Here is a 17,626-nt window from a genome sequence, read left to right on the forward strand (position 1 = left end):
CCACTGGCACCGGCGGTATATGTTATCTGTAGATCAGTTCGGCCTTTCGGCCATTTCCTCTCGAATCTGCTGACGCAGAACATCGATAGAAACTTTTTTGCCATCCTGCTGGTAGGACCAGTAGGTCCAGCCATTGCAGCTCGGCGCCCCCTCAAGGTGGGCTCCGACCTGGTGGATCGACCCTTTGACGTCATCTCCAATCAGCGTGCCATCGGCCCGCACCTTGGCCTTGTGGCGGCCATTGATCGAATAGAGATTTTCGCCGGGTCGCAGCATGCCCCGCTCGACCAGTTGGCCAAAGGGAACACGCGGCGCCGCCCGCTTGCTCGTTGAAACCTCAAGGGCTTCACGGTCAAACTTGCGGATGTTCTTGATGCGTTTCTCGGCAACCTTGCGGTAGGCCTCTTCGCGCTCGATACCGATGAAATCACGGCCCAGCATCTTGGCAACCGCACCCGTGGTGCCGGTGCCAAAGAACGGGTCCAGAACGACATCACCCGGATTGGTGGCCCCAACCAGCACACGATGCAGAAGGCTCTCGGGCTTCTGGGTCGGGTGTGCCTTGTCGCCGTTTTCATCCTTCAGGCGCTCATGCCCGGTGCAGATCGGCAGAACCCAGTCGGAACGCATTTGAATACCTTCATTCAGCGCCTTCAGCGCCTCATAGTTGAAGGTGTATTTCGATCCCTCGTCCTTCGACGCCCAGATCATGGTTTCATGCGCGTTGGTGAACCGCTTGCCACGGAAGTTCGGCATCGGGTTCGACTTGCGCCACACCACATCGTTCAGGATCCAGAAGCCCTGGTTCTGAAGTTCCGCCCCAAGACGGAAGATGTTGTGGTAGCTGCCGATCACCCAGATCGCGCCGTTCGGCTTGAGCAGGCGGCGCGCCGCCTTGAGCCATTCACGGCTGAACTTGTCATAGGCCGCAAAGCTCGCGAACTGATCCCATTCGTCATCGACGGCGTCGACCTTGGAATTGTCGGGGCGGTGCAAATCGCCCTTGAGCTGGAGGTTATACGGCGGATCCGCAAAGATCAGATCGACCGAATTTTCCGGAAGACTGTTCATCACATCGATGCAGTCACCCGATAATATCTTATTCAACGGGAGCGCGGATGCGCCCTTCGCTTTGGGTTTGGTATTCATGCTCTGCCTCATTAACCGGCGCAATTTTTTGCGCTCTTTGGTTGCCTCTAGGATGAGTCAAAGCGGATTCGCCGTCAAATTGTTTTTTGAATCAGCACCTTACAATTTACTCTTGATACAAGATATTGTGTACCGGCTTGAAAGAACGCCTATGGTGTGGTGTCACACCCAGTTCTACCAGCGCATCCTTGTGTTTTTTCGAGGGATATCCGGCATTTGTTTCCCATCCATAGCCGGGAAACTGTTGCGCCAAATCCCACATGATCCGATCACGGCAGATTTTTGCAACAATGGACGCGGCCGAAATCGAAAGCGATTTCGCATCCCCTTTCACCACTGCCTCGCATGATCCCGTCAGGCCTCTGGGAATCATATTGCCGTCGATCAACAGGTGATCCGGCGCAACCGTCAACCCTGCCACGGCCCGCTCCATCGCAAGGTGGCTGGCGCGTAGGATGTTCAATTCATCAATCTCTGCCACGCTGGCATGGGCGATCGAAACATCTGCCGCCTCGAAGATCACGTCATAGAGGGCTTCCCGCTTCTTCGCGCTCAGCGCCTTGGAATCATTCAGCCCCTCTGGGATGTTCTGCGGATCGAGAACCACCGCCGCCGCGGTCACCGGTCCGGCCAAGGGGCCGCGCCCCACTTCGTCGACGCCCGCAACACGGGTTGCCCCATTCGTCAGGGCGAGCTGTTCAAGGGAAAAATCAGGAGATGTCATGCGGTCCGACAAACAGGATCACCGCGCCGACCGCAACAAAAAACCCGGACGGCGCCTGCCATCCGGGTTCCAGGGACGAGGGATTGTCCCTTCTGCTCGACCTTAGAAACGTACGATGCGGTAGCCCTTGTTGCGCAGGCAGCGCGGATCGTAGCCGCTGCGGAAGCCTTTCGGCGTGTTGGCCTGGGTGCGGCACACCTGCGGCAGGCTTGCGTTATAGCTGTAGTACCGGTTCAGACATTTGCGGTTCACCATCTCGACCTTGCCGGACCATGTCTTGTGTACGAAATGGCACTTGGCCGGCAGGTGATGGCGGTTGCGCGTCTTGTGCGGTTTCGGGTGCGGTTTGTAGTGGTGATGGCGATGCACGGTGTTCTTGTCGTTGTCACTCAGCGCCTTGCCGATGATAAACAGAGTGGCCAGACCAACCGCGATCTTGGCGGCATCATCCGAATCCGCGCGGGCCGGGGCGGGGCTAAAGCCGGTGACGGCGATTGAGGTTGCGAGAACGGCGGCGATGAACTTTCCAGAGATCGAGCGAAACATTGTTATGTCCTTTCAGGTACGGATCAGGTGGGGCTGGCGTGTCGTGCCAGCAGCTTGTGCATCCAACCTGCGCTCACCCCCTCCAGACAGGCAATAACAGCGCCCTGTTATCCGATAACACGCCCCTGAAGCCCCTATTGTTATTGAATAACCCGCCGTTTCCGCGCAGGTTTGCAGACATGAAACAGATCCGCCTCATAACCCTTGCCGTCGCCCTCTCGGCCCTTCTTCCCGCAGTCGCATCGGCCGCCTGCTACGTCGAATACAAGGCCAAGCGCGACACGCCCTTTACCCTGGTCTATGATGTGGCCCAGGTGAACGGCCCCTGCACCAAGAAGGCCGCCAAGGCCAAATTGCAGGCCCAGCTTGCCTCGCAGGGCCTGACCCTGCTCAAGGTGCTGTCCGTCACCGAACGCTGACCAAGACAAGGGAGAAGGCCTTGGCCGACCAGACAATCCTAGCCGCCGATTCCCGCCGCTCCGGCAACCGTCTCGTGATTGGCGGGCTTGCGGCCATCGTTGCGATCCTCGGCATCGCGGCGATCCTGCTGTTCTTCAACCTGCCCGACGCCAACGCCTTCAATACGCGTGTCGAACAGATTTTTGTCGAGAATGACAACCTGACCTCGGAGGCCGAGATCAAGCTTCTGGAAATACTTGCGCGCTCCGGCACCGCCTTCTCTGACGTGTTGATGTCCTACCGCGTGGTGATCTTCGTCCTTCTGGTCTTCTCCACCGCCATGCTGATTGCCGCGCTGGTCTTTCTCGTGATGCTGATCGTCATGAATCGTCGCATGGCCACCATCGAACGGTCCGGTATTCAGGTCAGTTCTCTCCTGATCAGCCGCGAAGAGAAAACCGTCTACCTCAACAACATGGGTTTCAAGCTGACCGAAGCCGCGATGGAGACCCTGTCGATCCTGGCCGAGGCGCGGATGGATGACGACGTTCTGAGCGGGGCCGAGATCGAGGCGATCATTTCGGGGAAATCGGCCGCCGATTGCGAAGAAGCCGCCGGTGCCACCCGCATCAAACGCCTGCGGGACGGGCTCGGCAATCAGCTCGTAAGCGAACTTCTCGTGAAAAACATCGCCCGCAAGGGGTACATGCTCTCGATCGACAAAGAGGTGATCCGCGTCCTCTAGGATCACGCCGCCGCACGATCTTTTGACATCCTCTCCCTTGGCAAACAGGCTTGCGATCCTCATCTTTGAAGTTCCCAGGCACCCTTGCGAAAGTGAGACAGGTCATGAACGCTCCACTCCGGGATACCAATCAGGACTATGCCATTCGCATTGAGCCCCTAAACGGGGTTGTTCGGGCATGGCATGGGGAAACGCTCCTTGCCGAAAGCGTGAACGCCAAGGTGATGTATGAAACGCGGCTCAGCCCGACGATCTATTTCCCGCGCGAAGATGTTTGCATCGACCTCTCCGACCCCAGCCGCCTGCAAACCTTCTGTCCCTTCAAGGGAACGGCGACCTACCGCGATATCCTGTTTGCAGAGAAGGCCAAGCCAAACGGCGTCTGGAGCTACGACTCCCCGATGCCTGAGAGCTTCCAGATCGCAGGCCATGTCGGCTTTATGTCAGACACCGAATTGCGCATCGATCTGGGCAGCAACGCGCTGAACCCGCCGAAAGAGGGCAACATCAGCGGCCCGATCGTTGACTGGCTGATGCGCGGGGCCTCAAGCCACAAGACCCCCGAAGACCTGACCCGCGCACTGGCGGAAAAGCTTCTTGAACACGGCGTCGCCATTTCCCGCCTTTCGATCATGATCTGGTCCCTGCACCCGATGATCGCGGGCCGTCACTACATCTGGAACAAGGGCGTGGAAGAGCTTTCGACGTTTGCACCGTCCTACGAAATCCATGATCACCCCGCGTTTGTCGACAGCCCGCTTGATCACGTCTCGCGGGGTCTTGGTGGCGTGCGACAGCGCATCGGTCCCGACGCCAAGGACGATCACTATGGAATCATCGCCGACCTGCGTGAACAGGGGGCAACCGACTATGTTGCCATGCCGTTGCAGTTCTCGGACGGGCAAACCAATGTCCTGACACTGACCTGCGATCACCCGGACGGTTTCACCACGGCCAATCTCGGCCTGATCTTCGAGTGCAGCTCCATCATCAGCCGCTTGTTCGAGGTGTTCACCCTGCGCGAAAATTCGCAAAGCCTGCTTGAAACCTATATCGGTAAACGCACCGGCGCCCGCGTTCTGGGTGGCGAAATCCGTCGCGGCGATGGGGACGAAATCGATGCCGCCATCATGTTCTGCGATCTGCGCGGCTCCAGCCGGCTGGTCACGGAAATCGGTCAGGGCAGCTATATCGACACCCTCAACCGCTTCTTCGAAACCGCCACGGATGCCGTGCACGAACATGGTGGCGAGGTCCTGAAGTTCATCGGTGACGCGGTTCTGGCCGTGTTTCCGGCAGACGGCGATCCCGATCGCGCGCGCGATGAATCCCTTGCCGCCGCCCGCGAGATCGTCTCCCGCCTGTCCAAGCTTGAGGATGTCGCCTTTCCGGTCGAATGCGCCATCGGTCTGGCCTATGGCCGCGTGACCTATGGCAATGTCGGCTCGCAGGAGCGTCTGGATTTCACCGTGATCGGCCACGCCGCAAACGTCGCCGCCCGTCTTGGAGATCACGGCAAAACCTGTGGCCACCGTATCGTAGCAACCGCCGATTTCGACGCCCCGGAAAACGCCACCAAGGCGCTGGGGGATGTGATCCTGCACAACGTGCCTGCGCCTGTGACCTGCATCGCCGTCTCGGCCGACCTTTGCTGTTCTGAGTGAGCCTGCAATTTCTTCGGTAGCCTTTTAGCCCCTGTTGTCTAATCTGCACCGACAACAGGATCACCAAGGACATGCCATGAAAGCGGTATTGATCGAGAGTTTCAAAGATCGCCCCAAGATCGCCAATCTGCCCGACCCGACACCCGAAGATCATGGTGTCGTTCTAAAGGTAGAGGCAACAGGCGTCTGCCGCAGCGACTGGCATGGCTGGATGGGCCACGACAGCGACATCACCCTGCCGCATGTCCCCGGTCACGAACTGGCAGGCATCGTCGAAGCCGTCGGCAAGGACGTGCAGAACTGGAACGTCGGTGACCGCGTCACAGTCCCCTTCGTCGGTGGATGCGGGGCCTGTCCGGAATGCCATGCAGGCCATCAACAGGTCTGCCACAACCAGTTCCAGCCGGGGTTCACCCATTGGGGGTCTTTCGCGGAATATGTGTCTCTGCACCACGCCGATCTGAACCTTGTCGCCCTTCCCGAACAGCTTGATTTCGCCACGGCCGCCAGCCTTGGCTGCCGCTTTGCCACGTCCTTTCGCGCGGTTGTCGATCAGGGTCGCGTATCAGGTGGCCAATGGGTTGCAGTGCACGGCTGTGGCGGTGTCGGCCTGTCGGCGATCATGATCGCCAATGCCCTTGGCGCGAATGTCGTCGCAATCGACATTGCTGATGACAAGCTGGCACTCGCCCGCGACTTGGGCGCCGTCGCAACCATCAACGCCTCGGAAACCGCCGATGTGCCCGAAGCGGTGCGGGACATCAGCAAGGGCGGCACACATGTCTCGATCGACGCGCTTGGCAGCCCGACAACCTGTTTCAACTCGGTCCTGAACCTGCGCAGGCGTGGCAAACACGTACAGGTCGGCCTGCTGTTGGGCGATCACACCGCCCCCCCGATCCCGATGGCCCGCGTCATTGCCCATGAACTGGAAATCCTTGGCAGCCACGGCATGCAGGCCCATCGCTATGATGCGATGATGGCCATGATCCTGTCCGGCAAGCTGAACCCCGCTGCGATGGTCGGCAATCAGATCACCCTTGAGCAATCCATCGACGCCTTGACCGATATGGACAGTTTCCAATCCGTCGGCGCAACGGTTGTGACCCAGTTTTAGGCCGCTTTGCTTGCTCATCTCACCGGCCCCGTATTTGCCGGAATTTCGAATGGCTTTGAGAAATGTAAAGCAAGGATGAGAAAGACGGTAATTTAACAAAACAAGATCGTGTGGGACGTTTTCGGAAAGACGCGCAAGGGACGCCGGAAGGCATCTTCAGGCTCAGAATTGGAAAGACAGGCCGCTTTGGCGCGCCACCCGGCCGCTTGGTCCATGTGCCAAATGCCGAGATGCTTTTCCGTTTCAAAGCCCGCTCTACCACTATGAACCTGTGAAAAGGGATGCAGCATATGGCGATTGAAAAAGTAGACACCCTTGTGGTCGGAGGCGGTCAGGCCGGAATCGCCATGAGCGAACATCTCGGCAAGAACGGTATCGAACACCTCGTCCTTGAAAAAAACCGCATTGCCGAAGCGTGGCGCTCGGGCCGCTGGGATTCCCTCGTGGCCAATGGCCCGGCCTGGCACGACCGTTTCCCCAATCTCGAATTCAGCGATTGCGGACCCGACGAATTCCCCGGCAAAGAGCGTGTTGCAGACTATCTGGTCGAATATGCGGGCAAGGTGAACGCCCCCATCCGCACCGGCGTAGAGGTCACGAACGCGGCCCGAACCGCAGATGGAAGCGCCTTTCTGGTCGACACCTCGGAAGGACAGATCGAGGCCAAGCACATCGTCGCAGCAACCGGCGCCTTCCAGACCCCGGTGATCCCGCCCATCGTTCCGGCAGAAGCCGCGCTCGAACAGGTGCACTCCTTCCACTACCGCAACCCCGAGCAACTGCCCGAAGGCGCGGTCATGGTAGTGGGTGCGGGCTCGTCCGGTGCCCAGATCGCCGACGAGTTGAACCGTGCAGGCCGCAAGGTCTTCCTCTCGGTTGGTCCGCACGACCGCCCGCCGCGCGCCTATCGCGAACGCGATTTCGTCTGGTGGCTGGGTGTCCTCGGCCTCTGGGATGCTCCGGCCATGAAGCCCGGCACCGAACACGTAACCATCTCGGTCAGCGGTGCCTATGGCGGGCAGACGATGGATTTCCGCCGCCTTGCCGGTGAAGGCGTCACGCTGGTCGGTCTGACCGACAGCTATGAGAACGGAAAACTGACCTTCAAGGACGACCTTCAGGCCAACGTCGCCGGTGGCGACGCCAACTACAAGGAAATGCTCGATCTGGCCGATGCCTATGTCGCACGCACCGGGATTGACCTTCCCGAGGAACCCGAGGCCCGCAAGGCCTTTCCCGATCCCGACTGCCTGACCAACCCGATCCGCGAACTCGACCTCGCCAAGGAAGGCATCACCTCGATCATCTGGGCCACCGGTTTCCGTCAGGATTTCAGCTGGCTCAAGGTTGACGCCTTCAACGACCGTGGCGCGCCGATCCACCAGCGCGGCGTCTCGAAAGAGCCGGGCATCTATTTCCTCGGCCTACCCTGGCAATCGCGTCGTGGCTCGACATTCATCTGGGGCGTCTGGCACGATGCCAAACACGTTGCCGACCAGATCGCTATCAAACATGCCTACATGGCCTACAAGGCGCCGTCACAGCGCTGATGGCCCCCTCACCAGACACACTTCTTCAACAAAGGCTCAAACATGGCCCACACACGCATTCGCAAGTTCAACACCAAGGAAACCTATCCTGAACAGAACCTCGACAACGATCTCTGTCAGGCGGTGGTGACGCAGGGCGGCAAAACCGTCTACCTGCGCGGCCAGTGTCCGCAAAACCTTGATGACGCGGTCAATATCGAAAGCCACGACCCGGTCGAACAGACCCACAAGGTGATGCAGAACATCAAGCAGCTGATCGAAGAATGCGGCGGCTCGATGGAACACCTCGTCAAGGTGGTCGTCTACATCACCGACGTGCGCCACCGCGAGGCCGTCTACCGCACCATGGGCGAATACATCAAAGGGGTTCACCCGGTGTCGACGGGCCTTGTTGTCCAGGCGCTGGCACGCCCCGAATGGCTGGTGGAAATCGACGGAACCGCCGTCATCCCCGACTGATCCGCAAAGGGGCCACGCGCCCCGTTGAAAGCCTCCCCAAAGCAACCCAAAGAGGACCTCGACGTGACATTCTCCCTGGTGGCCCGCTGCGCCGAAACCGGCATGTTCGGTATGGCGATTTCATCTTCCTCCCCCGCAGTGGCCGCCCGCTGTGCCTTTGCCCGTGCCGGTGTCGGCGCGGTGGCCTCGCAGAACGTCACCGACCCAAGCCTCGGCCCGATGGCACTCGACCTCATGGAAAGCGGATTGAGCGCCGCCGACGCCATCGCCGAAGTTCAGGCACGCGGCAAGTTCATCGAATACCGTCAGGTCCTCGCGGTTGACCGGAACGGCGCAACGGCCATCCATTCCGGCCCCAACTCGCTGGGGATCTGGACGCAGGCCCAGGGCGACAATGTCGCGTCGGGCGGCAACCTTCTTGCCAATGACGGCATCTGTCAGGCCATCGTCGACGGCTTTGTCGGCGCATCCGGTCACATCGGCGACCGCCTGATCGCCGCAATGCGCGCCGGTCTCGCGGCGGGCGGCGAAGCTGGCCCCGTACACTCGGCCGGAATGAAAATCGTCGACAAGGTAAGCTGGCCCGTCGCCGACCTGCGCTGTGACTGGACCGAAGACTGTCCGATCGAAGCCATCGCAACGGCGTGGGACGTCTACAAACCGCAACTGGAGGCCTACGTGCAACGCGCGCTCGACCCCCGCGAAGCCCCTTCCTACGGCGTGCCCGGCGACGAGTAAGGCGCAAAGAAACGAAACGGGAGAAACCTTATTTCAGCGACCGGATTCCCCATACCAACGCGCTTTCCGCCCTCTTTGGTGGCAAAGAGATATCGGGCTTTGGTCGCGATCTCTCCTTGCATTCTCTCGAAAAATACACCGCTCTCAAGACAACTTGGATAAAGTACAAGTCCTGAGCGGACCACTTCACCGGGAGACAGCGCAATGCCCTTCAGATTCACACTTCGCCAACTCGAATACTTCGTGGCCGTGGGAAAGACGGGCAGCATCGCGGCGGCAAGCGAAAAACTGAACGTATCGTCGCCGACAATCTCGGCGTCGATTGCCCAGCTGGAAGCCGAGTTCGCCCTGCCCCTGTTCGTGCGCGAACATGCCAAGGGGCTGACGCTGACAAAGGGCGGCGAACGCTTTCTGCAACGCACCGAAGTGATCCTGAAAGACGCCGAGAACCTTTCCGATCTTGCCGGAGAGATCACCGGAAACATCCAGGGCACCCTCTCGGTCGGGTGCCTTGTGACCTTTGCCCAGATCGTCCTGCCATCCCTGCGGCGTAAGTTCGAAGATGCCCACCCTACCGCACGCATCGAACAGCGCGAACTCAATCAGGCCGACATCTTCAGCCAGCTGCGCAAAGGGGAACTCGATGTTGCCCTGACCTATGACCTCGACATTCCCCCTGATCTCGATTTCAGCCCGCTGGTCTCGTTGCCGCCCTATATCGCGGTGGCCGAAGATCACCCGCTAGCCAAGTTCAAGGAAATCACCATTGATGCGCTGCGCGGCGAACCCATGGTCCTGCTCGATCTGCCGCACAGCAGTGAATACTTCATGTCATTCTTCCACGAGTCCGGTTTCAAGCCAAACGTGACCGAACGGACCAAGGACATGTCGATCATGCGCAGTCTCGTGGCCAATGGCTTTGGCTTTTCCATTGCCAACGTACTGCCGCTCAACAACCTGTCGCCGGACGGCAAGGTTCTGCGCTTCATTCCGCTGCCCGCTGACGCGCGCCCGATGCTGATCGGCTTGCTGCGCCCACGGAATGAAACCCCGACCAACACCCTGCAAGCCTTCGCCGATCACTGCCGCGAGATGATCGGCCCCGATCTCCTTGCCAGCGAGATCATTCCCGGCCTGACCGGTTAGAGGACATCCCCCCTTTTCACTTTCAACTGATCCCCCATGTCACGCACTCTCGAAATTCTCGACCGCCTCATCAGCTTCGACACCGTCAGCCGCATTTCCAATCTCGAACTGGCCGCCTATGCCGAAGATCTCCTGAAAAACTGCGGGTTTGCCGTCACCCGCATCCCAAGCCCCAATGGCGAGAAAACCGGCCTCTATGCGGAGCTCGGCCCCGCCGGGGACGGTGTCATGCTCTCCGCCCATACCGATGTGGTGCCCGTCGACGGTCAGGACTGGACCCGCGATCCCTACTGCCTCACCCGCGAACAGGATCGTCTTTATGGTCGTGGCACCACCGACATGAAAGGCTATGTCGCCTCCATGCTGTCGGTCGCAGAACGCGCCGCCAAGGCCAACCTGCGCGAGCCCCTGAAACTTGTCCTGTCCTACGACGAGGAAATCGGCTGTGTCGGCATTCAGGAAATGCTGGACCGTGTTGCCCCTCTGGTCGGCCAGCCGCGCGCCTGTTTCGTTGGCGAACCCACCGAGATGCAGGTCGCGGTGGGCCACAAGGGCAAGGCCGCCCTGCGCGCCACCTGCTTTGGCCAAAGCGGTCATTCGGCGCTTGCCCCGACCTTCGTCAACGCCCTGCACCTTGCCGCTGACTTCATTGTCGAACTGCGCGATCTGCAACGGCACTACGCCACCAACGGGCACCGAGATCCGGCCTATTCCTTGCCCTACACCACCATCCACGCTGGCGTTTTGAACGGCGGCACCGCCCTCAACATCGTACCGGATCAGGCCACGATCACCTTCGAATACCGGTTTCTCGCCGCCGATCCCGCCCCGGCCATTCTGCGTGCCATCGAAGAGGCAGGCGAGCGCGCAGCGGCCGCCTACCGCAGCCAATGGGACGGTGCGCGGATCGAGATCGAACAATACAACGCCTACCCCGGTCTTGATGTGCCCGACACAGACTGCGTGATCGGCCTCGCGCAGAAACTGGCCCAAACCAATGAAACCACCAAGGTGGCCTTCGGCACAGAGGCCGGCTTCTTTAGCGAACTAGGCATTCCCACCGTTGTCTGCGGCCCGGGCTCGATGGCGGGTCAGGGGCACAAGCCCGACGAATACCTGGCCCTGTCACAGCTACAGGCCTGCGACGACATGATGGATCGCATCCTGCGAGACGTGAGTTTCTGACGCTACAGAAAAAACGGTCCACCAACAACGTGATGCCCACGCCCGGATCCACGGGGATTCGCAGCCATTCTTTCAGCGGATGAAGGGAGTTTATTCAGCCGACGTTCCCAGAAGGTCATCAACGATTCTCCGGAACAAACCGATCACCTCCGGCAACAGGTCATCAGGAAAATCATAGTCCGGATTGTGCAACTGCGGCTGCCCTTCTCCCGACCCGACATAGACCATTGCCGCAAGGGCTCCGTCATCGCCGAACCGACCAAAGTCCTCTGACCAACGCATCGGTACGTCCATCTCAAGCGTCGCAAGCCCAAAAGACCTGGCCGCGGTGCGGGCAATCTCGGTGGCTCGGGTGTCGTTGACCACGGAGCGGAACACATCATGCCAGTGAACCGCGACCCGCAGGTCGCCACGCACCCGTTCGACCTCGGCCAGCGCATCGGCAATAACCGTATCCATCCGCGCGTTCGACATGGTGCGCAGCGTGACCCGCAGCTCTCCATCCGCGGGCGCAATGCCAAACGTCGGCTCTCCCAAAGCGGCATGGGTCAGCGTCGCAAGCGCAAAATCCTCCTCCCCGATCACGCCTTGGCTCAGGGCAGGCAGACGTGCCATCAGCGACGCCATCGCCGGAGCCGGAGACAGCCCATCCTCGGGCGCGGCCGCATGAGAGCTGCGGCCTTCGAACAGGATCTGCATTCCCCGAGAGGCACAATTCCCTGCCCCGGTTCGTAGCCCGACCTCGCCCAGCGGACGCCCGGGCACGTTGTGATAGGCAAAGGCATAATCCGGCCGGATTTCCGGCCAGCGCGGATCTTCGATCACCGCCTTGGCCCCGGCCCCGGTTTCTTCGGCCGGCTGGAACAACAGGACAACGCGCCCTTTCGCTGGCCGCTTGGCAAGATGCATCGCCACGCCAAGGATCGACACCATGTGCCCGTCATGCCCACACAGATGCCCCTTGCCCTCGATCTCGGACACATAGGGCAGGTCACTGATCTCACGGATCGGCAACCCGTCAAGTTCGCACCGTAGCAAAACCGTCGGGCCATCCTCCCGCCCGGCAAACTCGGCCGCGACGCCATGGCCCCCCAGACCCCGCCAGATACGATCCGCCCCCAGCGCCTCAAGCTCCTGTGCGATACGCTCGGCGGTCCAGGCCTCCTCTCCCGAAACCTCCGGATGTCGATGCAACTCATGGCGCAGCGCGATCAACGCCGACATCTGATCTTTGGAAAGCGCGACCATCCCAACCTCTTCCGATATTCCGTTGCCCAAAGCAGACCGATGTCTCTGACATCCGGCCCCGACGGAAAGAGGAGACCTAGCCGTCGGGAAAAGGCAATCGGAAAATTCCGATCTCGTGGTCGAGACCGCGGATCGCATGGTCCCCAAGCGCCTCGACCTGCGCCGAGACATGGCGGGCAACATCCGCCGTCAACAGGCAGGTCTCGTCTTTCTCCTTGCAAAGCCCCTGAACCCGCGCCGCGACATTCACCGCCGGGCCGACAACCGTGAAATCCAGCCGGCCCGAGCTTCCGATGTTGCCAAATGTCACCTCGCCAAAGTCCACGCCAATCACAAAGGCGATCTCTTCGCCCCCGTCACGGCGGCGGGCCGCGTTATACTCCTGCAAGTTGCCCATTGACCGCGACGCGGCCGAAACCGCCGCTTCGCAGGCCTGTGCAGCCCCTGTTTTTTCCTCGAAAACAGCCAGCACACCATCGCCCATGAACTTCAGGACATCGCCGCCTGCATCCTGCACAGGGCCAACAACCATCTCGAAATAGTCGCCCATCACTTCAAGCAGTCGCGCTTCCGTCCAGGTTTCCGACTTGGCCGTAAAGCCCCGCAAATCCGCAAACAGTATCGCCGCGGACACCGTCTTGTGCTCGCCACGCCGGATATGTCCCTGCCCGATCTCCCGCGCCGGACCGTCCCCAAGGTAGGTCTGCAACAGGCTGACCTGCGACTTGCGCATGGCAATCGGCTCAAGCGCAGAGGCCAGCGCGTGCCGCGTGTCTTCGATCATCGCCACCTGCGCGTCCGTGAAACCGTCAGGGCCTGTTGTAGAAAAACTGGTACCCTGCACCGCGCCATCGCCGTACTCCAGCGGCATGGCAAGGAAATCCGTCACCCCATTTTCCGCCAACTCGACGTAAACGCTGTGGGCATCGGACAAATCCATATCCATCAATCGCTTTCGCAGGCTGGAACGCGTTGCGACGACATGCTCGAACGGGCTTCCCCTCCAAGCCTGCGTATCCAGAATTCCGGCGTCAACCGTATAGGTCTGCGTGCCCTCGGGTGCCCAGATGATCCCCCACGCACTGATCAGCGGGTTGGAATAGCGTTGCCCGATCCGCACCCGCGACAGGGGAATGCCCATGCGCTGGAGGCTCTCGCAATAGGTCGAAACAATCTGGATTTCATCGCCAAGCAGCCGCCCGTCCGAGATCAGCCAACCATTCAACGCGTCTATCGTTTGCATCTTGCACACCTCTGCGCCCGAAACCACAGAAGCCGCGCCCATTTGGTCGCGGCTTCCCGTTCAAGAACAATAGCCGGTTTGCGTCATCGCAAGAACCGCGAAATCAGCCGACGATCAACTGTTTCAACTGAAGGGCTTCGTGCTCCAGTTCGGTCAGCCGGAAATTGACGACGTCGCCAATCGTGACCATGCCAACCAGTTTGCCGTCATCCGTCACCGGCATGTGGCGGAAACGGCCGGCAGTCATTCGTTGCAAGACCGAGATCAGCGCCTCGTCAGGGCTACAGGTCTCGACTTCCCGGGTCATCACGTCCTTGACAAGCTGCGGCAAGGTCTGGCCAGGCGTATCCGCCAGCTTGCGCACGATGTCACGTTCCGACAGCAGGCCACACAAGGCCCCACTCGCATCCGTGGCCAGCACGGCACCAATCCCCTTGTCGCGCAGCAGTTCAACCGCCTGATGCAGCGTTTCGTCAGGATTGATCGTGAACACCGCGTTGCCCTTTCCCGCCAGAATGGCCGCCACAGTCGCCATCCCGGACTGGGTGTTGGACGAGGCGCTCTGGCTCTGGCTGCTTTGCTTGGCTTGGTCTTGGCGCTTCGGTGCCTGGTAAGATGCTGGCATACGGCTATTCCTTCACGATTGTCATTTCTTTCAGCCTGCCGCATAACCCCCACTCAGGTAAAGTGGAGATTGGCGTGACCGGGATAACCCTGCCCCCCCTTGTCGCAACGGTGCTGTTCGTGTTGGCCTGCCTGTCCGGCTACCAGTATCGCCGGGTGTGGAAAACCGAAGGGCCGCGCTGGCAGCTTTGGCTCTATGGCCTGTTTACGGCCATCGCCCTTCTGGTGCTTGGATTTGTTCCGCTGTCCACGGTGAGCTAGGCGCGTTACGCCTCGCTCTGCATCTGGTCCATCATCTTCTTCGCGCGCGGGCATTGCAGACGCTCGCGCAGGGGGCTGTCAGGGTCGATATCCTTGCTGCACACAACGCATTTGTCTGCGCCGCTGATTGCATTCAGGCCACCACAGCTTCCCTTGATCGATTTGTTCATCAGGATCACGCCAAGGGCCATGCCCAGCATGATGAGAAGCAACAATCCGAATGCAAAGAGAAACGTGGTCATATCGCCCTGTCCCTTGATGTAGCCCTTAGCTTGTCAGCGCGTTGAAACGGCCGCTGGCAACCGATTTGAACTGAAGATCAGCTGCATCTTCATCACGTTCAACGAACAATACCGCGAGGTTCTGCTCTTCGGCGATCTCCAGACCACGCTCACGGCCCAGGATCAGCATCGCAGTAGCCCAGGCGTCCGCCAGCATGGCGTTTTCCGCCAGAACGGTGGCCGAGGCGGTCTTGTGAGTGATCGGACGACCGGTCGCCGGATCAATCAGGTGCGAATAACGCTGACCATCTTTTTCAAAGTAGTTGCGGTAGTCACCGGACGAGGCAAGGCCAAGACCCGAAACACCGATGACGCCCATGACGCCACCCGAAAGGGCCGCCGGCTTTTCGATACCGATCTGCCACGGCAGGCCATCTGCATTCTTGCCGGATGCATAGAGGTCGCCACCGATCTCGACCATGTAGTCGGTCACGCCAAGCGTCTCGAGTGCGCGGCCAACCTGGTCGGCACCAAAGCCTTTACCAATGGCCGACAGGTAAACCTGTGCGTCGCCCTGTTTCTTCTGAAGGCTGGATGCGCCCACCTTCAGCGTCGCAGCATGGCCGGAGCGTGCCTTGGCTTCCGCGATCTCTGCGGCTTCCGGCATCCGGGTTTCGCCGTTGGCGCCAAAGCCCCACAGGTCGATCAGAGCGCCCATGGTGGTGTCGAAACGGCCTTCGCTGGCAACGTTCACCGATTCTGCGGCCTGCATCACCGTGGCCAGATCAGAAGAGACCGAAACCGATTCGGTTCCGGTTTTTGCGTTAAACCGCGAAATCTCGGAGGTCGGGTCCCAATTCGACATCTGCTGGTTCACAAGCGCCAAGGCAGCATCGATTCGCTTTTTTGCTTCCGCTTCGGTCACGGAACCCGATTTGTCGACAGCCACCACATTATATGTGGTTCCCATCGTCAAACCCGTGATTTTCAGAATGTTTTCACCGGGTTTACACGCGGCAAGCGCCACGGACATCAGGATGAAAGAACGGCGGGACAACGTGGTGAGATCGGACAAGAAAGCACTCCCTTTGTGGGTCGACGCGGCCAATGCGGATTATCGGGACAGCTTTTCACCGAGTTTGCCCAGCAGTTCAACAGCTAAAAGGCTGAACGCGGTAAAATGTACCTATTGCGGAATTTCCACTTTCACCCAACGCCTGCTTGTCGCATAAGCCAATAAATTTTCGGCAGAGGTGAAGTACGTTGAAGCGTTTCCCGCTAAGAAAAGGTTTGGATGTTCCCATTCAGGGTGCCCCCAGATCCGAAATCGAAGTCGGCCCAAAGGTGCAAACCTGTGGCATCCTAGGCGACGACTATATCGGTTTGAAACCCCGTGTTCTTGTTGCTGAGGGCGATGTTGTCGGAGCCGGCACCGCCGTGCTTATCGACAAGAGCTTGCCCCAGGTGCAGATCGTCTCGCCCGTTTCCGGACGGGTCAAGGCCATCAACCGTGGCGCACGCCGCAAGCTGGTGAGCATCGAGATCGAAGTCGACGAGACCGCGGCCCAGCCCGTGGACTTTTCGTCGATCGGCGATGCCACCACCGCGGATGGCCTGGCCGAGCGCCTGTGTGCTGCGGGTCTGTGGACCTCGTTCCGCACCCGGCCCTATTCAAAGGTGCCCGACCCGGCCACACGCGCCAAGGCGATCTTCGTCACCGCGATGGACACCGAGCCATTGGCAGGTGATCCGGCAGTGATCCTTGCCGAAGATGCCGAGGCCTTTGCCAAGGGTCTCGCGGCCGTGTCTCTCCTGTCGGATGGCAAGACCTACCTCTGTCAGGCTGACGGTGCGACCATTCCCGGCGCCGATCTGCCCGAAATCGAGGCAGCCGCCTTCTCCGGCCCGCACCCCGCTGGCCTTGCAGGCACGCACATCCACTTCCTTGAACCGCTCGCGGCAGACACGCCGGTCTGGACCATCGGTTATCAGGACGTGGTCATGATCGGCCGCCTTCTGCTGACCGGCACCTATGATGCCTCGCGCATCATTTCGATTGGTGGCCCGGTTTGCGCCGACCCGCGCCTCGTGCGCACGATCGCAGGTGCGTCGATGGCGGATGTGGCACAGAACGACCTGCCGCAGGATCTGCCGGTGCGCGTGATCTCGGGTTCGGTCCTCAGCGGCCGCGCAGGCGAAGGCGAAAGCGGCTATCTCGGCCGCTATGCCCGCCAGATCACGCTGATCGAGGAAGACCGCAAACAGATCCCGATGGGCTGGATTCGTCCGATGTTCGCGAAATACGCGGTTCAGCCGGTTCTGGGCTCGGCCCTGTCGAACCGCAAATTCCCGCTGACCAGCAACCTGAACGGTGGTCGCCGCGCGATGGTGCCGCTTGGCACCTTCGAAGCCCTGATGCCGCAGGATTTCCTGCCAACCCAGCTGGTGCGTGCCCTTCTGGTCATGGACACCGATCAGGCCCAGCTTCTGGGCGCGCTGGAACTGGACGAGGAAGACCTCGGGCTTATCGGGTTTGCTTGCCCGGCCAAGTATGAATACGGGCTCGCCCTCCGCGACTGCCTGACCAAGATCGAGAAAGAGGGGTAA

19 protein-coding genes are annotated in these 17,626 nt (G+C 60.2%); 11 read left to right on the forward strand and 8 right to left on the reverse strand.

Translation table 11 applies throughout. The annotated features are described in order from the left end of the window. Positions 1-33 precede the first annotated feature (33 nt). The 3 genes from ABWV42_RS11600 to ABWV42_RS11610 form a co-directional block, all read right to left on the reverse strand. Entirely contained in the window at positions 34-1,149 is a 1,116-nt protein-coding gene (locus ABWV42_RS11600; protein ID WP_255104110.1) for a site-specific DNA-methyltransferase, read from the reverse strand. A 106-nt stretch (positions 1,150-1,255) separates the two neighbouring features. After that, positions 1,256-1,873, reverse strand: coding sequence for a ribonuclease HII (rnhB, locus tag ABWV42_RS11605; RefSeq protein WP_353340238.1), 618 nt, complete (start codon positions 1,871-1,873; stop codon positions 1,256-1,258). A 102-nt stretch (positions 1,874-1,975) separates the two neighbouring features. Further along, on the reverse strand, positions 1,976-2,419 hold the full coding sequence (locus ABWV42_RS11610; protein WP_353340239.1) for a hypothetical protein: 444 nt from the start codon (positions 2,417-2,419) through the stop codon (positions 1,976-1,978). Positions 2,420-2,598: 179 nt separating this feature from the next. Between ABWV42_RS11610 and ABWV42_RS11615 the strand changes: the two genes are divergently transcribed. The 9 genes from ABWV42_RS11615 (at position 2,599) to argE (ending at position 11,422) form a co-directional block, all read left to right on the forward strand. Continuing rightward, entirely contained in the window at positions 2,599-2,838 is a 240-nt protein-coding gene (locus ABWV42_RS11615; RefSeq protein ID WP_255104117.1) for a hypothetical protein, read from the forward strand. Positions 2,839-2,858: 20 nt separating this feature from the next. After that, positions 2,859-3,563 (forward strand): winged helix-turn-helix domain-containing protein, encoded by a 705-nt coding sequence (locus ABWV42_RS11620; RefSeq protein ID WP_353340240.1) that lies wholly within the window; start codon positions 2,859-2,861, stop codon positions 3,561-3,563. Between the two features lie 104 nt (positions 3,564-3,667). Further along, positions 3,668-5,227: a DUF427 domain-containing protein gene (locus ABWV42_RS11625; protein ID WP_353340241.1), complete on the forward strand. Its 1,560-nt coding sequence runs from the start codon at positions 3,668-3,670 to the stop codon at positions 5,225-5,227. A gap of 76 nt (positions 5,228-5,303) precedes the next feature. Next, the gene (locus tag ABWV42_RS11630; RefSeq protein ID WP_353340242.1) at positions 5,304-6,344 is read left to right on the forward strand and encodes a zinc-dependent alcohol dehydrogenase family protein; all 1,041 of its coding nucleotides are present in this window, start codon (positions 5,304-5,306) and stop codon (positions 6,342-6,344) included. A 290-nt stretch (positions 6,345-6,634) separates the two neighbouring features. Further along, the gene (locus ABWV42_RS11635) at positions 6,635-7,894 is read left to right on the forward strand and encodes a flavin-containing monooxygenase (protein WP_353340243.1); all 1,260 of its coding nucleotides are present in this window, start codon (positions 6,635-6,637) and stop codon (positions 7,892-7,894) included. A gap of 42 nt (positions 7,895-7,936) precedes the next feature. Beyond that, entirely contained in the window at positions 7,937-8,353 is a 417-nt protein-coding gene (locus ABWV42_RS11640) for a RidA family protein (protein WP_255104124.1), read from the forward strand. A gap of 63 nt (positions 8,354-8,416) precedes the next feature. Next, on the forward strand, positions 8,417-9,091 hold the full coding sequence (locus tag ABWV42_RS11645) for a DUF1028 domain-containing protein (protein ID WP_353340244.1): 675 nt from the start codon (positions 8,417-8,419) through the stop codon (positions 9,089-9,091). A gap of 204 nt (positions 9,092-9,295) precedes the next feature. Continuing rightward, positions 9,296-10,237 carry a LysR substrate-binding domain-containing protein gene (locus tag ABWV42_RS11650; RefSeq protein WP_353340245.1) on the forward strand — a complete coding sequence of 314 codons (942 nt, stop codon included), beginning with the start codon at positions 9,296-9,298 and terminating at the stop codon, positions 10,235-10,237. 36 nt (positions 10,238-10,273) lie between these two features. Continuing rightward, positions 10,274-11,422 (forward strand): acetylornithine deacetylase, encoded by a 1,149-nt coding sequence (gene argE, locus ABWV42_RS11655; protein ID WP_353340246.1) that lies wholly within the window; start codon positions 10,274-10,276, stop codon positions 11,420-11,422. Positions 11,423-11,512: 90 nt separating this feature from the next. On the opposite strand, the gene ABWV42_RS11660 is transcribed toward argE, so the two are convergent. The 3 genes from ABWV42_RS11660 to ABWV42_RS11670 all read right to left on the reverse strand — a co-directional run bounded on the left by ABWV42_RS11660 (position 11,513) and on the right by ABWV42_RS11670 (position 14,538). After that, positions 11,513-12,646, reverse strand: a complete 1,134-nt coding sequence (locus tag ABWV42_RS11660) for an amidohydrolase (protein ID WP_353340247.1) — start codon at positions 12,644-12,646, stop codon at positions 11,513-11,515. Positions 12,647-12,746: 100 nt separating this feature from the next. Continuing rightward, complete coding sequence (locus ABWV42_RS11665; protein WP_353340248.1) at positions 12,747-13,913, reverse strand: adenylate/guanylate cyclase domain-containing protein; 1,167 nt, start codon at positions 13,911-13,913, stop codon at positions 12,747-12,749. 103 nt (positions 13,914-14,016) lie between these two features. Further along, positions 14,017-14,538, reverse strand: coding sequence for a CBS domain-containing protein (locus tag ABWV42_RS11670; RefSeq protein WP_255104140.1), 522 nt, complete (start codon positions 14,536-14,538; stop codon positions 14,017-14,019). A 74-nt stretch (positions 14,539-14,612) separates the two neighbouring features. Here ABWV42_RS11670 and ABWV42_RS11675 point away from each other — a divergent pair, with 74 nt between their 5' ends. After that, the gene (locus tag ABWV42_RS11675) at positions 14,613-14,798 is read left to right on the forward strand and encodes a hypothetical protein (protein ID WP_255104141.1); all 186 of its coding nucleotides are present in this window, start codon (positions 14,613-14,615) and stop codon (positions 14,796-14,798) included. Positions 14,799-14,803: 5 nt separating this feature from the next. On the opposite strand, the gene nqrM is transcribed toward ABWV42_RS11675, so the two are convergent. Continuing rightward, positions 14,804-15,040: a (Na+)-NQR maturation NqrM gene (nqrM, locus tag ABWV42_RS11680; RefSeq protein WP_255104142.1), complete on the reverse strand. Its 237-nt coding sequence runs from the start codon at positions 15,038-15,040 to the stop codon at positions 14,804-14,806. Between the two features lie 25 nt (positions 15,041-15,065). Continuing rightward, on the reverse strand, positions 15,066-16,094 hold the full coding sequence (locus ABWV42_RS11685) for an FAD:protein FMN transferase (RefSeq protein ID WP_353340249.1): 1,029 nt from the start codon (positions 16,092-16,094) through the stop codon (positions 15,066-15,068). A 188-nt stretch (positions 16,095-16,282) separates the two neighbouring features. On the opposite strand from ABWV42_RS11685, the gene ABWV42_RS11690 reads away from it, so the two are divergent. After that, positions 16,283-17,626 (forward strand): Na(+)-translocating NADH-quinone reductase subunit A, encoded by a 1,344-nt coding sequence (locus ABWV42_RS11690; protein ID WP_353340250.1) that lies wholly within the window; start codon positions 16,283-16,285, stop codon positions 17,624-17,626.

It is taken from the genome of Pelagimonas sp. KU-00592-HH (assembly GCF_040369695.1).
Classification (GTDB): Bacteria; Pseudomonadota; Alphaproteobacteria; order Rhodobacterales; family Rhodobacteraceae; genus Shimia.

Coding starts and splice junctions, on each gene's coding strand:
- ABWV42_RS11600 (WP_255104110.1), bottom strand. CDS start 1,149: ATGAATACCAAACCCAAAGCGAAGGGCGCATCCGCGCTCCCGTTGAAT.
- rnhB (WP_353340238.1), bottom strand. CDS start 1,873: ATGACATCTCCTGATTTTTCCCTTGAACAGCTCGCCCTGACGAATGGG.
- ABWV42_RS11610 (WP_353340239.1), bottom strand. CDS start 2,419: ATGTTTCGCTCGATCTCTGGAAAGTTCATCGCCGCCGTTCTCGCAACC.
- ABWV42_RS11615 (WP_255104117.1), top strand. CDS start 2,599: ATGAAACAGATCCGCCTCATAACCCTTGCCGTCGCCCTCTCGGCCCTT.
- ABWV42_RS11625 (WP_353340241.1), top strand. CDS start 3,668: ATGAACGCTCCACTCCGGGATACCAATCAGGACTATGCCATTCGCATT.
- ABWV42_RS11630 (WP_353340242.1), top strand. CDS start 5,304: ATGAAAGCGGTATTGATCGAGAGTTTCAAAGATCGCCCCAAGATCGCC.
- ABWV42_RS11635 (WP_353340243.1), top strand. CDS start 6,635: ATGGCGATTGAAAAAGTAGACACCCTTGTGGTCGGAGGCGGTCAGGCC.
- ABWV42_RS11640 (WP_255104124.1), top strand. CDS start 7,937: ATGGCCCACACACGCATTCGCAAGTTCAACACCAAGGAAACCTATCCT.
- ABWV42_RS11650 (WP_353340245.1), top strand. CDS start 9,296: ATGCCCTTCAGATTCACACTTCGCCAACTCGAATACTTCGTGGCCGTG.
- argE (WP_353340246.1), top strand. CDS start 10,274: ATGTCACGCACTCTCGAAATTCTCGACCGCCTCATCAGCTTCGACACC.
- ABWV42_RS11660 (WP_353340247.1), bottom strand. CDS start 12,646: ATGTCGGCGTTGATCGCGCTGCGCCATGAGTTGCATCGACATCCGGAG.
- ABWV42_RS11665 (WP_353340248.1), bottom strand. CDS start 13,913: ATGCAAACGATAGACGCGTTGAATGGTTGGCTGATCTCGGACGGGCGG.
- ABWV42_RS11670 (WP_255104140.1), bottom strand. CDS start 14,538: ATGCCAGCATCTTACCAGGCACCGAAGCGCCAAGACCAAGCCAAGCAA.
- nqrM (WP_255104142.1), bottom strand. CDS start 15,040: ATGACCACGTTTCTCTTTGCATTCGGATTGTTGCTTCTCATCATGCTG.